Below are 15,298 nucleotides of genomic sequence, written 5' to 3' on the forward strand. Positions count from 1 at the left end.
CCGGTTGCCGGCGACTTCGAAAGCTATATGAAATATTTGAATGAAGTTAGAAAGGGTAGCGCGACGTTCATGGCCGTTAGCTAACCGTAGTCAGGTCTTACCCGGATTTCTGGACCCGAGGGCGCGCAGCATAATGAGCGCCCGCGCGCGCGAGGTCGTGGCGCATCGGTGTTTTGTGTTTCCCTGCCAGGCGGTCCAGGCGCAGCAATGCGATATGACGGCCGGCTGGCAATCCTTCAGAGATCGTCATGTCCACAGCGACCCACGCTTCTTCCAGCGAATCGAAGTTCCGCACGGTGTTTCGCGTCGTCAGCGGCAACTTCCTGGAAATGTACGACTTCATGGTCTATGGCTATTACGCCTCGGCGATCGCCAAGACCTACTTCCCGAGCAATAACGCGTTCGCCTCGCTGATGCTCGCGCTCTCCGTGTTCGGCGCGGGTTTTCTGGTGCGACCGCTCGGGGCGATCATCCTCGGCGCGTATATCGACCACCACGGCCGGCGCAAGGGCCTGATTCTCACGCTCGGCCTCATGGCGCTCGGCACGCTGGCTGTCGCGGTAGTGCCGGGTTACGCGACCATCGGCGTGCTCGCGCCGGTGCTCGTGCTGCTCGGGCGTCTGCTGCAGGGTTTCTCGGCGGGGGTGGAGCTGGGCGGCGTCTCGGTCTATCTCTCGGAAATCGCGACCAAGGGCAACAAGGGCTTTTACGTGTCGTGGCAGTCGGGCAGCCAGCAGGTCGCGGTGATCTTCGCGGCGCTGCTCGGCGTGGTGCTGCACAACCTCCTGCCGGTCGAGGAAATGACCGCGTGGGGCTGGCGCGTGCCCTTCATCATCGGCTGCCTGATCGTGCCGTTCCTGTTCATGATTCGCCGCTCGCTGCAGGAAACCGAGGAATTCGCGAAGAAAAAGCATCGTCCGTCGATCGGCGAAATCATGACGTCGATGCTGCAGAACTGGGGCATCGTGCTGGGCGGCATGGGCATGGTCATCATGACGACCGTGTCGTTCTACATGATCACGGCTTATACGCCGACCTTCGGCAAGGAAGTGCTCAAGATGGGCGAGCTGGATACGCTCGTCGTGACGGTCTGTATCGGCTTGTCGAATCTTTTCTGGCTGCCGGTTTCGGGCGCGATTTCGGACCGCATCGGCCGTCGTCCCGTGCTGTTCGCTTTCACGATTCTCACGATCCTCACGGCCTATCCGGCGGTGCAATGGCTCGTGGCCGATCCGTCGTTCGCGCGCCTCCTGATGGTCGAGCTGTGGCTGTCGTTCCTCTACGGCTGCTACAACGGCGCGATGGTCGTGGCGCTCACCGAAGTCATGCCCGTCGATGTGCGCACTGCGGGCTTCTCGCTGGCCTACAGCCTCGCGACGACCATCGGCGGCTTCACGCCGGCGATTTCGACGTACCTGATCCATGTCAGCGGCAACAAGGCGGCGCCGGGCGCGTGGATGGGCGTCGCGGGCATTTGCGGGCTGATTGCCACGCTGGTGCTCTATCGCACGGCCGAGGCGCGCAACCAGTACAAGACGGTCTGACGCGCGCCGCGCGCAAAGAAAAAACCCGCAGCGATGCGGGTTTTTTTACGTCCGGCGTCCGGGTGCTCAGGCAGGCGTTCGGGCTTTGGGCGGCTGGAAGCGCTTCAGCCTTCGCGCAACGCTTGGGCGACTTGCGCCACCACCTCGTCCCACGCGCCGGGGCGTGGCTGGCGTACGAGTCGTGCGCGCGGATACCAGGGGCTTGAGTCGGTGCCCGTGAACCAGCGCCAGTCGGCGGCGAAAGGCAGCATCAGCCAGAGCTGCGCGTCGAGCGCACCCGCGAGGTGGGCAATCGACGTGTCGATGGACACCACGGCGTCCAGGCGCTCGATGACAGCGGCGGTGTCCGCGAAATCAGCGAGCTTGTGGCCGGGACGGTGGATCGAACGCGCGCGCGGATGCGAGTCGAGCGCCGCATGTTCGGCCTCGGTCAGATCGGGCTGAAGCACGATCCAGTCGATGCCGTCGAGCGCGAAGAGCGGTTCGAGCGCGGCGAGCGGCATGCTGCGAGTCTCGTGCCGGTGGATGCGGCCCGACCACGCCAGGCCGATCTTGCGCCGCGCCTGGCCGCCGAGCGAGCCGCGCCATTTGCGGCGATACGGCGCGGGCGCGGCGAGATAGGGCATGGGCGCGGGCAGGGCGTCGAAGCTCGTGCCGAGCACGAGCGGCAGCGACAGCAGCGGGCATTGCAGATCGGCCTGCGGACGCGGCGCGCCCTGGGCAATCAGCGTGATGCGCGCTGCCTGGGCCGCGGGCGCGATGAGCGGCACCAGCGGCGCCTGCACTTCGAGCACGATGCGCGTGCCCGTCTGCGCGAGCGCCAGCACGGACGGCACGAAGCGGATGAACTGCAGCGTGTCGCCGAAACCTTGTTCGGCGTGGATCAGCAAGGTGCGCTCGCCCAGCGGCTCGCCGCGCCAGCGCGGCACGCCTTGCGGGCAAGTGGGCACCGGCGCGCTCGCGCGCGCGGGCAGGCCCAACGCGCCGAAGCCTTCGTCGCGCGCGCCCGGATCGAGCCGCCATTCGTACTCGGGCAGGCCGCGCCGGAAGTCGCCGAGCGTGAGCCAGGTGAGCGCCCGGTTCAGATGCGCGGCGGCCAGATCGGGCCGTGTGCGCAGCGCCTCGTCGAAGGCGCGCAGCGCGGCGGCGTGACGGCCGAGCGCGTGCTGCGCCGTCCCAAGCGCGAGCCAGGCGAGCGAAAACTTCGGATCGAGGCCGATCGCGCGCTCATAGGCCGCGATCGCCTCGTCGTGACGGCCGAGCGCCGCGAGCGCATTGCCGAGTCCAAACAACGCGGGCGTGAACTGCGGTTGCAGGGCCAGAGCGGTTTCATAGCCGGATACCGCGTGCGCGTGATAACCGGTCGCCTCGAGCGTGTTCGCGAGGTTGAAATGCGCGGCGACGAAACGCGGCTGCACGCGCAGCGCCTTCTGGAAGTGCTCGACCGCGCCCGCGCTGTCGCCCAGCGCGTTCAGGGCCATCCCGAGATTGTTGTGCGCGCCCGCGTGGCCCGGGCGGATCTTCAGCGCGCGCCGGAACGTCTCGGCGGCTTCGGCGTGGCGGCCAAGCGCATGCAGCGCGTTGCCCAGGTTGTTGTGCGACGACGCGTCGCCGGGCTGCAGGCGCACCGCATGGCCGAACGCGTACATCGCGTCCTCATGGCGGCCGATCGCCGCATAGGCGTTGCCGAGGTTGTAGTGCGCGAGCGCGAAGGTGGGCGCGAGCGTGAGCGCATTGCGAAACCGCTCGATCGCGTTGTCGAGTTCGCCCATTGCCTTCAGGGCGTTGCCGAGGTTCAGCTGGAGCGCGGCGTCGTCGGGGCGCAGGTCGACCGCCCGGCGCACGAGGTCCGCGGCTTCGGCGTGCTGGCCCTTTTGATGCCGCAGCACGCCGAGCATGTGCAGCGCATCGACGTGCACGGGATCGGCGGCGAGCGTCGCGCGGTAATCGCGCTCGGCGTCCTCCAGCCGGCCGTCGCGATGTGCGGCGAACGCGCGGACAAAAACCTGTTCCATGAACGAAAGGCGAAGACGTAGGAGATCTAAAGGCGGCATTTTCCCACACTCGCGCAGGCGTCCCGTAATCGAACCGTGGGATGTTGACCACGCCCGTCGAAAAAACTAACATATGAATACATATTCATATGTATTGGACGCGTCCCATGCCAACCCATTTCGACGACGAGCGCGTGGTGCCGCTCGCGGACCTGTTCCGTCTGCTCGGCGATCCGACGCGCCTGCGCATCGTGCTCGCCTGCGTGCAGGGCCGCATGGCGGTGGGCGCGATCGCCGACACGCTCGGGCTGTCGCCCTCGCTGGTGAGTCACCATCTGCGGCTGTTGCGCGCGGCGCGCGTCGTGCGCTCGGAGCGCGAAGGCAAGCAGGTCTTCTACGCCGCCGCCGATGCCCACATCAGCGCGATGCTGGCGGGTATGCTCGAACACGTCGCGGAGCCCGCGCTCGGTTTGCCGGAGGTGAGTCGATGAGCGCCGGTCATCAGCACAAAAGCGCGGCGGGCGAGGGCCATGCCCACGACCATGAGCATGGGCATGACCACGACCATGACCATGACCACGCACACGGCGGGCACAGCCACCATCACCACCACGCTCCCGTCGCGGGCCACGGCCGCGCGTTCGCGCTGGCCGTCGCGCTCAATGTCGTCATCGTCGTCACGCAAGGCATCTATGGCGTGATCGCGCATTCGGCGGCGCTGCTGGCCGACGCCGGCCACAATCTTTCCGATGTGCTCGGCTTGCTGCTCGCATGGGGCGCGACATGGCTCGCCACGCGGCGACCGTCGGCGCGCTTTACGTTTGGCTTCGGCAGCAGTTCGATCCTTGCGTCGCTTGCCAATGCGGCGTTGCTGCTCGTCGCCTGCGGCGCGATCCTGGCCGAAGCCGTAGGACGCCTGATCAACCCGGCGCCTGTCGTCGGTCTCGACGTCTTCGTGGTCGCGACGATCGGCATGATCGTCAACGGGTTCTCCGCGTGGCTTTTCATGCGCGGGCAGAAGGACGACATCAACATTCGTGGCGCCTTCCTGCACATGGCCGCCGATGCGCTCGTGTCGGCCGCCGTCGCGGTGAGCGGTCTGGTGATTCTCGGCACGGGCTGGAGCCGGGTTGATCCGGTGATGAGCATCGTCGTCGTGCTGGTGATCGTGCGCGGCACCTGGGGGCTGCTGCGCGAGTCGGTGCGGCTCGCGCTCGCGGCGGTGCCCGAGGGCGTCGATATCGACGGTATCCGCCTCTTTCTTGCACAGCAGCATGGCGTGACCGATGTGCACGACCTGCACGTCTGGGCGTTGTCCACCACCGGCAATGCGCTTTCCGCGCATCTCGTGATGCCTGCGGGCCATCCCGGCGACGCGGTGCTCGATGCCATGGTGAGCGCGCTCGGCGCGCGCTTTCGCATGCAGCACGTGACGCTGCAGGTCGATCTCGGGACGAGCGTGCATCGCTGCGCGCTCGATCCGGCGCTCGACGCCACCGTTGACAGCGCGCCGCATGGTCATACCTGAACGCCGCGCCGGTCCATGCACGGCCACGCGGGGAGCGGGCGTACACTACGGTTCATGTCGGCCGCATGGAGGTCTGCATGACCGAGGTTTTTTCCCAGCCGTCCGTGCTCATCGTCGGCGCGGGACCGACTGGTCTCGCCGCTGCTCTGAGCCTCGCCCGCGCGCGTATTCCGGTCCGCGTGATCGAACGTATGCGCGAGCCCGCACGTCATTCGCGCGCCATCGGCATCCAGGCGCGCACGCTCGAACTATTCGAGCAGCATCGCATCGTCGAGCCCTTTCTTGCGCGCGGTCATCGCGCGCACGTCGCCAATCTCTATTCGAACGGACAGCGTCGCGCGCAGCTCGATTTCGATCCGCTTTTCACGCGCTATCCGTATCTGCTCTTCCTCGATCAGACCGAGACCGAGCGCATCCTCGCCACGCAACTGGCGAGCTTCGGCGTCGAGATCGAACGCGGCTGCGAACTGCTGGAACTGCATCAGGGCGCCGCGGGGATCAGCGCGGACGTGCGTTGCGCCAATGGCCGCGTGGAGGCGATGCGCTGCGCGTATCTGATCGCCGCCGACGGCGCGCACAGCACGGTGCGCCACCACCTCGGCATGGAGTTCGAGGGCGAGACGCTCGCGCAGTCGTTTTTGCTCGCCGATGTCGAGGCGAGCACGCCCTGGTCCGACGACGAGTTCCATGTGTTCGCCTCGGGCGACGGTCTTGCCGCGCTGTTTCCTTACGGGCACGGCCGCTATCGTCTGATCGCCGATCACAAGACGATGCTGCCCGCCGCGCCCGAAGGCACGATCCCCGTGCCGACGCTGGAGGAGTGCCGCTCGGTGGTCGAGCGGCGCGTGCATCATCCAGTGTCGATCGCCGACATGACCTGGGCGTCGTACTTCCGCATCAATAGCCGCATGGTGCGTTTTCTGCGCATGGAGCGCGTGTTCTTCGCGGGCGACGCCGCGCACGTGCACAGCCCCGCAGGCGCGCAGGGCATGAACACGGGCATCCAGGAAGCGTTCAATCTGGGCTGGAAACTCGCGCGCGTGCTGGGCGGCGCGCCCGAGCGGCTGCTCGACACCTATCACGCCGAGCGTTATCCGATCGAGCGCATCGTGCTGCGTCAGACGAGCTTCATGACGCAACTCGTCGAGGCCGATCATGGGCCGCTCAAGGTGCTGCGCGAGCGCGTGATGCCGGCGCTGGTCGCGCTCGGGCCGTTGCGCGACGCGGCGCGCCAGGCGGTGAGCGAACTGTCGATCCAGTACCGGCGCAGTCCATTGACGCTGGAGCGCGTGCTCGACGGCGGACCGCGCGCGGGCGAGCGCGCGCCCGATGCGTGCGTGCGCGTGATCGACGGGCCGCTTGGCAAGGCGCCGGGCAAGGGACGTATTTTCGATCTGCACGACCCGGCGAGCTTTTCGCTTTTCCTGCTGGTGGACGCCGATACGGTGCGCGCCGCCGAAGCCGCGGAGCATGACCCGAACGCCGCATCACCGCAGGCGGGCGCGGCGAACGGTGCCACGGGCAACGGGCCTGACGCATTGCGCCGTTTCGGCGACGCCGTCGAGCGGGTGTTGCCGCAGGCGGTGCGGGTCTGGTGGCTCGCGGATCTCGAAGCGGGCGAAGCACCGCTTCCGGGCGAGGGCGCGCCGTCGCTGGGCGATGCGTACGGGCGCACGCGCCCCGCGTTCTATCTCGTGCGGCCCGACGGCTACATCTGCGCGCGCGGCCGCACCGGCTCGGACCTGCACGGCCTGTTGCGCCACTGCGAGGCATGGTTCTCGCCGACGCCGTCGCCTAAACCTTCCGCGCAGTGAGGAAGGCTAGGTGGCCGGCGTGAGCGCCTCGCGATGCTGAGTCAGCGCGGCGCGCACGATCTCGCTGAAACCGGCGTCATCGTGCGCGCCGTCCAGCTCCGTCAGCAGCGCGCGGCGCATGCGCGGCTCCCAGAATTTGCGGATGTGCTCGGCGATGCCCGTGAGCGCTTCCTCGCGATCGGGCAGCGAGTCGAAAAACAGGCCGATCTGGTTGGCCATTTCGATCAGGTGGTCGGTTTTCATCGGCTTATTTCCCTGACGTCACGATGGATTCGCGCTTGCCCAGCAGATCGAGCTGCGTCGCGTTGAAGCGCGAATACTCGCGCTGCCATTCCGAAGGCTGCTGCACGTGGCTCACCTGCACGGCCGTCACCTTGTATTCGGGGCAGTTGGTGGCCCAGTCGGACGCATCCGTGGTGATGACGTTCGCGCCCGACTCGGGGAAGTGGAACGTCGTGTAGACCACGCCCGGCTGCATCCGCGTGCTGACCTTCGCGCGCAGCACCGTATGCCCCGCGCGCGATTCGATGCCCACCCAGTCGCCGTCGCGAATGCCGCGATCCTCCGCATCCACCGGATGCACTTCCAGCCGGTCTTCTTCGTGCCAGCGCGAGTTTTCGGTGCGGCGCGTCTGCGCGCCCACGTTGTACTGCGACAGGATGCGGCCCGTCGTGAGCAGCAGCGGGAAACGCCGCGTGACCTTCTCCGGCGAGGCGATGAACTTCGTGATGACGAACTTGCCCTTGCCGCGCACGAAACCGTCGATGTGCATGATCGGCGTACCCTCGGGAGCCGTTTCGTTGCAGGGCCACTGGATGCTGCCCAACTCGTCCAGCCGCGCATACGAGACGCCGTGGAAAGTCGGCGTGAGGCGCGCGATCTCGTCCATGATCTGCGACGGATGCGTGTAGCCCATCTCGTAGCCGAGCGCGCGGGCGAGCAGAATCGTGACTTCCCAGTCGGCGTAACCGGCGATCGGCGGCATCACCTTGCGCACGCGCGAGATGCGGCGCTCGGCGTTGGTGAAGGTGCCGTCCTTCTCCAGGAACGACGAGCCCGGCAGCAGCACATGCGCGTACTTCGCCGTCTCGTTCAGGAAGATGTCCTGCACGACGATGCATTCCATCGAGGAGAGCGCCGCCGCCACATGCTGCGTGTTCGGATCGGACTGGACGATGTCCTCGCCCTGGCAGTACAGGCCCATGAAGGTGCCGTCGAGCGCCGCCTCGAACATGTTCGGAATGCGCAGGCCCGGCTCGCTTTGCAGCGCGACCTGCCAGGCGTCCTCGAAGAGCGCACGCACGTTGGCGTCGCCCACATGCCGGTAGCCGGGCAGCTCGTGCGGGAACGAACCCATGTCGCACGAACCCTGCACGTTGTTCTGGCCGCGCAGCGGATTCACGCCGACGCCTTCGCGGCCGATGTTGCCCGTGGCCATCGCGAGGTTGGCGATGCCCATCACCATCGTCGAGCCTTGCGCGTGCTCCGTGACGCCCAGGCCGTAGTAAATCGCCGAGTTGCCTGGACGCGCGTAGAGTCGCGCGGCTTCGCGCACCTGCTGTGCGCTCACGCCGGTGAGCGCTTCCATCGCCTCGGGCGAGTTCTCCGGCAGCGCCACAAAATCGCGCCATTGCTCGAACGCGCGCGTCTCGCAGCGCTCAGCCACGAATGCTTCGTTCACCAGACCTTCGGTGACGATGACATGCGCGAGCGCGTTGATCATCGCCACATTGGTGCCGGGGCGCAATTGCAGATGATGTTCGGCCTTCACGTGCGCCGTATCGACGATATCGATGCGGCGCGGATCGACGACGATCAGCTTCGCGCCCTGACGCACGCGGCGTTTCAGACGCGAGCCGAACACCGGATGCCCGTCAGTCGGATTCGCGCCGATCACCATGATGATGTCCGAATGATCGACCGACGCGAAGGTTTGCGTGCCCGCCGATTCGCCCAGTGTCGTTTTCAGCCCGTAACCCGTGGGCGAATGGCAGACGCGCGCGCAGGTATCGACGTTGTTGTTGCCGAACGCGGCGCGCACGAGTTTCTGCACGAGATAGGTTTCTTCGTTCGTGCAGCGCGACGACGTGATGCCGCCGATCGAATCGCGCCCATGCTTTTCCTGGATGCGGCGGAACTCGCTCGCCGCGTAGCTGAGTGCTTCTTCCCAGCTCACTTCGCGCCATGGATCGGTGATCTTCGCGCGAATCATCGGCTTCGTGATGCGGTCCTTGTGTGTCGCATAACCCCAGGCGAAGCGGCCCTTCACGCAGGCGTGGCCTTCGTTGGCCTGGCCGTTCTTGTGCGGCACCATGCGCACGACCTGGTTGCCCTTCATTTCGGCCTTGAACGAGCAGCCCACGCCGCAATAGGCGCAGGTCGTCACGACCGAATGCTCGGCCTGACCGAGCATCACGACGCTTTTTTCCTGCAGCGTCGCGGTCGGGCACGCGGCCACGCACGCGCCGCACGAGACACATTCCGATTCCATGAACGATTCGCTCGCGCCCGCCGCGACGCGAGACTCGAAACCGCGTGCCGCGATCGTCAGCGCGAAGGTGCCTTGCGTTTCCTCGCAGGCGCGCACGCAGCGATTGCAGACGATGCACTTCGACGGATCGTAGGTGAAGTACGGGTTCGATTCGTCCTTTTTGTCCTTGAGATGATTTGCGCCGTCGAAGCCGTAGCGCACTTCGCGCAGGCCCGTCACGCCCGCCATGTCCTGCAGCTCGCAGTCGCCGTTGGCGGGGCAGGTGAGGCAGTCGAGCGGGTGATCGGAGATGTACAGCTCCATCACGTTGCGGCGCAGCTTCTGCAGCCGCTCGCTTTGGGTGCGCACCTTCATGCCCGCTTCGACGGGCGTGGTGCACGACGCGGGATAGCCGCGCCGGCCTTCGATTTCGACGAGGCAAAGCCGGCACGAGCCGAACGGTTCGAGCGAGTCGGTCGCGCAGAGCTTCGGCACGTTGACGCCCGCTTCGATCGAGGCGCGCATGACGGAGGTGCCCGCGGGCACCGTCACGCTTTGACCGTCGATTTCGAGCGTGACATCGACATCGGCATGGCGCAGCGGCGTGCCGTAGTCGGTGTCGTCGAAGGGCGAGCGCTTCTGGATGGCCGCCGATTTGCAGGCGCAATTGCCGGAACCGCAACCACCGGACTGGGACATGAGCGTGTCGGACATGGAGGTTCCTCGTTCAGGCGGCGGCCGCCGGTTGGGTGGCAAGACCGAAGTCTTCGGGGAAATGATCGAGCGCGGACAGCACGGGGAAGGGCGTCATGCCGCCCATCGCGCACAGCGAGCCGGATACCATCGTGTCGCACAGATCGCGCAGCAGCGTGACCTGTTTTTCGGAGGTGTCGCCCTGGCGGATCTTCGCGATGACTTCGACGCCGCGCGTCGAGCCGATGCGGCAGGGCGTGCACTTGCCGCACGATTCGAGCGTGCAGAATTCCATCGCGTATTGCGCCAGCGCCGCGAGATTCGACGTGTCGTCGTGCACCACGATGCCGCCGTGGCCCACGACCGCGCCGACCGCCGCATAGGCTTCGTAGTCCATCGGAATGTCCCACTGACTTTCGGGCAGATACGTGCCCAGCGGCCCGCCCACCTGCACGGCGCGCGCGGGGCGACCGCTGGCGGTGCCGCCGCCGTAGTCGAGCATCAGCTCGCGCAGCGTCACGCCGAAGGCCAGTTCCACCAGGCCGCCGCGCGCAATATTGCCGGCAAGCTGGAACGGCAGCGTGCCGCGCGAGCGGCCCATGCCGAAGTCCTGATAGAACGCCGCGCCCTTCGCGAAGATGACGGGCACCGTGGCGAGCGTGATGACGTTGTTGATGACCGTCGGCTTGCCGTAGAGGCCCGCGAGCGCGGGTAGCGGCGGCTTGGCGCGCACGATGCCGCGCTTGCCTTCGAGCGATTCGAGCAGCGCCGTTTCCTCGCCGCACACATAGGCGCCCGCGCCTTTGGCGACGAACAGATCGAAACGCTTGCCGCTACCCAGCACGTCGTCGCCAAGCCACCCCTGGGCGCGCGCGCGCCCAAGCGCTTCTTCGAGCGCGGCAATCGCATGTGGATACTCGCTGCGCACGTAGATATAGCCGAGCGTCGCGCCCACCGTCACGCCCGCGATCGTCATGCCTTCGATCAACACGTACGGATCGCTTTCCATGATGAGGCGATCGGAGAACGTGCCCGAATCGCCTTCGTCGGCATTGCAGACGATGTACTTCTGGTCCGCTTGCGCCTGCGCGACCGTGCGCCATTTGATGCCGGCCGGGAAGGCCGCGCCGCCGCGTCCGCGCAGACCCGACTCGATCAAGGCCTGGCAGGCGTCGCCTGCGCTCATCTGCAGCGCGCGGCGCAGGCCTTCGAGGCCGCCGTGTGCGACGTAGTCGCCGGTCGAGAGCGGGTCGGTGATGCCGATGCGCGCGAAGGTGAGGCGCTGCTGGCGGCGCAGATACGGAATCTGCTCGACGAGGCCGACGCTGCGCGCGTGCTGGCCGCCTTGCAGGAAGCCGGCGTCGAACAGCGCGCCGACATCGCTTGCTTCGACGTTCGCATAGCCGACGCGGCCATCGGGCGTATCGACTTCGACGAGCGGTTCGAGATAGAGCAGGCCGCGCGAGCCGTTGCGCACGAGTTCGATTTCGACGCCGCGCGCGGCGGCTTCGCGCTCGATCGCGGTGGCGACGTCATCGGCGCCAAGCGCCAGCGCCGACGAATCGCGAGGAACGTAGATGCGCGTCATGCGGCCTCCTCGGTATGGGTAACGTCAGCCGCGACTGCGGCGACCGCTCTCGCGAGCAGCGCGTCGAACTTCTGCGGGGTCACTTTTGCGTGCAGCGTGCCGTTAATCATCATGGCGGGCGAGAGCGCGCACTGGCCGAGGCAATAGACCGATTCCAGCGCGACGCCTTGCGCCGAAGCCTGTTCATGCGCGCCGAACTTGCAGCCCGTGTGCGCTTCGGCATGCTGCGCGAGCGCTTCGCCGCCCATGCTGCGGCACGCTTCGGCGCGGCACAGCTGCACGACGACGGGCGCGGGCGGCGCGGTGCGGAAATGGTGGTAGTAGGTGAGGACGCCGTGAACCTCGGCGCGCGAGAGATTCAGCGCGCGGCCGAGCGGCGCGACGGCGGCCGGCGGCACGTAACCGAGATCGTCCTGGATCGCATGCAGGATCGCGAGCAGGGTGCGGCCGGGCAGCGCGTGACGCTGCACGAGCGCATTCGCCAGAGCGGCTAACTGCGCATCTGAATGCGCTTTTGTCTCGTCCATTGTGAGGCTCCTCCAGGGGCATATATGCACTTGTTATTCATAAAGTGTGCATCTATGCTGGGGTTGTCTTGTTGTATGGACGAACAATAGGCCCGTAGAATGGCCGCTGCAATAGGAAGGAAGACTTCATAATGATCAAGGTCGATTGCCACGCGCAACTGGTCGTGCGCGACGCGGATGGCCGAGAGGCAAGCCTGACGGACGTTGTGCCGCTGCTCGCGCTCGTCGCGCAGGAAGGCAGCATCGCGCAGGCCGCGCAGCGTAAGGGTTTGTCCTATCGGCACGCGTGGGGTTTGCTGCGCGACGTCGAAGAGCGGCTGGGCGGCGCGCTGATCGCCAAGGCGCGCGGACGCGGCTCGGTGCTCTCGGAACTGGGCGAGGCGGTGCTGCGCTCGCAGCAGCTGTGCGCCGAGCGCCTGCATGGCAATCTCCAGGCGCTCGCGAGCGAAGTGGCGAGCGACCTCAACCGCTGGCTCGCGCCTGACGTGCAGGATCTGCGCATCCACGCCTCGCACGGTTACGCGGTGGCGGCGCTGGTGACGGCGCTGGTCGGCGATCAGGTGCCGGTCGAAATCAAATACCGCGATAGCGCCGATGCCATCACGGCGCTCGCGCGCGGCGAATGCGATCTGGCGGGTTTTCATCTGCCGCGCGGCGAATTCCGCGCAGCCTGCGCCGACGCCTACCGCAACTGGCTCGATCCGCAGCGCCACGTGCTGATCCATCTCACGCGCCGCAAGCAGGGGCTGTTTGTCGAGCGTGGCAATCCGCGCGGCATCGCGGGTCTCGCCGACCTCGCGCGTGGCGACATCCGCTTCGTGAACCGTCAGCCGGGCTCGGGCACGCGTTTGCTGATCGATCTGCTGCTTACGCGTATCGGCGTCGATCCGGATCGCGTGAACGGCTACGCGTCATCGGAACTCACGCACTCGGCGATCGCGGCGTTCGTGGCGAGCGGCATGGCCGACGTGGGTTTCGGCGTGGAGCCGGCCGCGCATCACTTCGGCCTCGACTTCATCCCCATCGTCGACGAGGACTATTACTTCGCCTGCGAGCGCAGCCAGCTCGAGCGCGAGCCGCTTGCGGCTGTGCTCGAACTGTTGCGCGGTGCGCCATTCGGCGAGGCCGTGGCGCGGCTGGAGGGCTACGATCCTGGCGAATGCGGCACGGTCGTGCCGCTCGGCGAGGGCTGGCTTGGGCACGTTTTCGCGGCCTGACGGCGGCGGGTTCAAGCGCCTCGTGCGCACGGGCGTTGTAATGCGGAGCAATATGTCCGTCAGCCAGCGCTGCAGAGTCGGCGACTTTTTGTGATACTTTCGACCGGTATAAGCTCCCCCGTTCCAGATGCGCCCAGTCCGCGCCGATCGACCATGAAATTCTTGCTCAAAGTTTGTGCAGTTGCCGCTACCGCCGGCGCGCTGTTTGCCACCATCGACGTCGCTTTCGCGCAGAACTCCCCCGGCGTGCCGGGCGGCATTTTGACCGACGAATTCCGTCTCCAGGAACATCCGCAGTTGCAGTTCGCGGCCTCCGCGCCGTCCGCCAAGTATCAGCACGGCAAGGCGTCCGCAATGCGCAAAAAGGGCGATCTCGGCGATCCGAACGGCTGTAATCTGCAATGTCCGCAAGATAATTAAGCGGACGGATTTTGCGATAGAAGGCGGCGCGATGGCGCCGCTTTTTTATTTGTTGCAGGTTGTTGCAGACTTTGTCGCAGCTTTATTGCGCCGCAAAAAGAAAAAACTCGCGAAGCTTTAGAAAGCTTTCGCGAGTTTTTATTTTGCTGCAACAAATTCTGGTGGTGGGGTCGCACCCTGTCATGAACTGCCGGGCGACGCGCGCCAAACCGAATTTCCGGCAAGTTGCCCAGTGTTGCGAACCGTCTCGAAAAGTGGGGTTGACACGTCAAATCCACGAGTCACGAAATGTGCCATCGTCGCGCGCTGGGAACGGTGCTTTAGATCCGCATCGGGAGCCAGTTCGATTCCGAAGGGGGGAATCGAACCGACGTCCTTAATTCCGGACTTGGCTTGCGGACGAAGCAGCGCCTTCATGGACTCCCGCCAACTTATCAGAAGGGAGTTCAAGATGGATATTGTTCACTTCAATCAGCGCCAACTGGCTGCCCGCTGGGGCGTCAGCGAAGCCACGCTAGAGCGCTGGCGTAGCGATGGGATCGGACCGAGATATTTGAAATTGGTCGGTAAGGTGCTCTATCGGCACGTGGACGTCGAGGCTTTTGAGGAGGCAAGCGCAAGGGCGGCAACTCCAGGCAAGAGAAAGCCTCGTGCACAGACGGCCCCTGTCGATGAGAGTTCAATACCTGACCGAAGCTTCGATTTTTCGCGGCTGGTCGGCCCGGCTCAGCGTTGGTATCACGTAGTCGGAGCGCAGGGCGGGAAAGTGGCGTCGAACGCGCATTCGCTTTTCGAGTCAGACAATAACGCCTCGGAATTGAGGGACTGAAAGGGTTGGCTGTGGGCAACCGAGGCGCTTTCCACCAACAGGGGGCTGATGGGGCCGGTCGAGTTGCAATGGCCCGGTTGCTACACCGGGCTCCATTCTCCGCAAGTAAGCCATCACCGTAGACAATTCCCCCCGATTGCGTTCCGCTCGGGGGATTCTCGATGGCACACAAGCTTTGCGTCTGCTGTGGTGATGTGTTCGTACCGCGTCCGCAGACTCCTCATCAGGCCTACTGTTCGTCGCCCTCTTGCCAGCGCGCCCGCAAGCGTCAGTGGCAGCGCGAGAAACTCCGAACCGACTCCGACTACCGCGATAACCAGCGTGATGCGCAGCGCGCGTGGTTGAGCCAGAACCCGGATTACTGGCGTCAGTACCGGCGTGACCATCCGGATTATGTGACCAGCGGCCGAGCACGGCAACGGGGCCAGCCGTTCGCGGCCTCTGCCAGCGTTGCAAAGATGGATGTGTGCATCGCGCTGTCCGGCGTGTACCGGCTCACGCCAATTTCTCAGCCAGCAGGCGCTTCGACGGATTCCTGGCTAGTCGAGATCACACCCTTGTGCGAGACATGTCCGCGCAAGATGGACGTGTGCAAAGAGAGGACGTGATCGACACGAAAAAGCTCGCCACTTACCGTTTCCCGGAGACCGTGACGGGGCTGGATCGCCTGTCAC

At 65.8% G+C, this 15,298-nt stretch carries 14 protein-coding genes; 8 read left to right on the top strand and 6 right to left on the bottom strand.

All coding sequences use genetic code 11. The annotated features are described in order from the left end of the window. The first annotated feature begins 248 nt into the window (after window positions 1-248). Entirely contained in the window at window positions 249-1,544 is a 1,296-nt protein-coding gene (gene tcuC, locus B0G62_RS25635) for an MFS transporter (protein ID WP_103706990.1), read from the top strand. 104 nt (window positions 1,545-1,648) lie between these two features. Here tcuC and B0G62_RS25640 read toward each other — a convergent pair whose 3' ends face one another. After that, window positions 1,649-3,559: a tetratricopeptide repeat protein gene (locus tag B0G62_RS25640; protein WP_103706991.1), complete on the bottom strand. Its 1,911-nt coding sequence runs from the start codon at window positions 3,557-3,559 to the stop codon at window positions 1,649-1,651. 146 nt (window positions 3,560-3,705) lie between these two features. On the opposite strand from B0G62_RS25640, the gene B0G62_RS25645 reads away from it, so the two are divergent. From B0G62_RS25645 to B0G62_RS25655, 3 genes are all read left to right on the top strand, one after another. Then, window positions 3,706-4,029 carry an ArsR/SmtB family transcription factor gene (locus tag B0G62_RS25645; RefSeq protein WP_103707059.1) on the top strand — a complete coding sequence of 108 codons (324 nt, stop codon included), beginning with the start codon at window positions 3,706-3,708 and terminating at the stop codon, window positions 4,027-4,029. Next, window positions 4,026-5,066 carry a cation diffusion facilitator family transporter gene (locus tag B0G62_RS25650; protein WP_103706992.1) on the top strand — a complete coding sequence of 347 codons (1,041 nt, stop codon included), beginning with the start codon at window positions 4,026-4,028 and terminating at the stop codon, window positions 5,064-5,066. The genes B0G62_RS25645 and B0G62_RS25650 overlap by 4 nt, the downstream gene beginning before the upstream one ends. 77 nt (window positions 5,067-5,143) lie before the next feature. Continuing rightward, entirely contained in the window at window positions 5,144-6,880 is a 1,737-nt protein-coding gene (locus B0G62_RS25655; RefSeq protein ID WP_103706993.1) for an FAD-dependent monooxygenase, read from the top strand. A 6-nt stretch (window positions 6,881-6,886) separates the two neighbouring features. Here B0G62_RS25655 and B0G62_RS25660 read toward each other — a convergent pair whose 3' ends face one another. From B0G62_RS25660 to B0G62_RS25675, 4 genes are read right to left on the bottom strand one after another with little or no spacing between them, the layout of a single operon-like run. Next, entirely contained in the window at window positions 6,887-7,123 is a 237-nt protein-coding gene (locus tag B0G62_RS25660; protein WP_103706994.1) for a formate dehydrogenase subunit delta, read from the bottom strand. A gap of 4 nt (window positions 7,124-7,127) precedes the next feature. Continuing rightward, window positions 7,128-10,064 (bottom strand): formate dehydrogenase subunit alpha, encoded by a 2,937-nt coding sequence (fdhF, locus tag B0G62_RS25665; RefSeq protein ID WP_103706995.1) that lies wholly within the window; start codon window positions 10,062-10,064, stop codon window positions 7,128-7,130. Between the two features lie 13 nt (window positions 10,065-10,077). After that, window positions 10,078-11,631 carry a formate dehydrogenase beta subunit gene (locus B0G62_RS25670; protein WP_103706996.1) on the bottom strand — a complete coding sequence of 518 codons (1,554 nt, stop codon included), beginning with the start codon at window positions 11,629-11,631 and terminating at the stop codon, window positions 10,078-10,080. Then, complete coding sequence (locus B0G62_RS25675) at window positions 11,628-12,158, bottom strand: NAD(P)H-dependent oxidoreductase subunit E (protein ID WP_103706997.1); 531 nt, start codon at window positions 12,156-12,158, stop codon at window positions 11,628-11,630. The genes B0G62_RS25670 and B0G62_RS25675 overlap by 4 nt, the downstream gene beginning before the upstream one ends. Window positions 12,159-12,289: 131 nt before the next feature. On the opposite strand from B0G62_RS25675, the gene B0G62_RS25680 reads away from it, so the two are divergent. Together B0G62_RS25680 and B0G62_RS25685 are read left to right on the top strand one after the other, a co-directional pair. Then, window positions 12,290-13,375, top strand: coding sequence for a substrate-binding domain-containing protein (locus B0G62_RS25680; protein WP_103706998.1), 1,086 nt, complete (start codon window positions 12,290-12,292; stop codon window positions 13,373-13,375). 153 nt (window positions 13,376-13,528) lie between these two features. Then, the gene (locus B0G62_RS25685) at window positions 13,529-13,795 is read left to right on the top strand and encodes a hypothetical protein (RefSeq protein WP_103706999.1); all 267 of its coding nucleotides are present in this window, start codon (window positions 13,529-13,531) and stop codon (window positions 13,793-13,795) included. A 180-nt stretch (window positions 13,796-13,975) separates the two neighbouring features. Here the strand turns inward: B0G62_RS25685 and B0G62_RS31450 are convergent, their stop codons facing one another. Beyond that, window positions 13,976-14,212 (bottom strand): hypothetical protein, encoded by a 237-nt coding sequence (locus tag B0G62_RS31450; protein WP_146055356.1) that lies wholly within the window; start codon window positions 14,210-14,212, stop codon window positions 13,976-13,978. Here B0G62_RS31450 and B0G62_RS32590 point away from each other — a divergent pair. Both B0G62_RS32590 and B0G62_RS25695 read left to right on the top strand, forming a co-directional pair. Next, window positions 14,211-14,624, top strand: a complete 414-nt coding sequence (locus B0G62_RS32590) for a helix-turn-helix transcriptional regulator (protein ID WP_103707000.1) — start codon at window positions 14,211-14,213, stop codon at window positions 14,622-14,624. The two genes, B0G62_RS31450 and B0G62_RS32590, sit on opposite strands and share 2 nt — an antisense overlap. Before the next feature lie 161 nt (window positions 14,625-14,785). Continuing rightward, complete coding sequence (locus tag B0G62_RS25695) at window positions 14,786-15,232, top strand: hypothetical protein (protein ID WP_103707001.1); 447 nt, start codon at window positions 14,786-14,788, stop codon at window positions 15,230-15,232. The last annotated feature ends 66 nt before the right edge of the window (window positions 15,233-15,298 follow it).

This window comes from Paraburkholderia eburnea (genome assembly GCF_002917095.1).
GTDB lineage: Bacteria > Pseudomonadota > Gammaproteobacteria > Burkholderiales > Burkholderiaceae > Paraburkholderia > Paraburkholderia eburnea.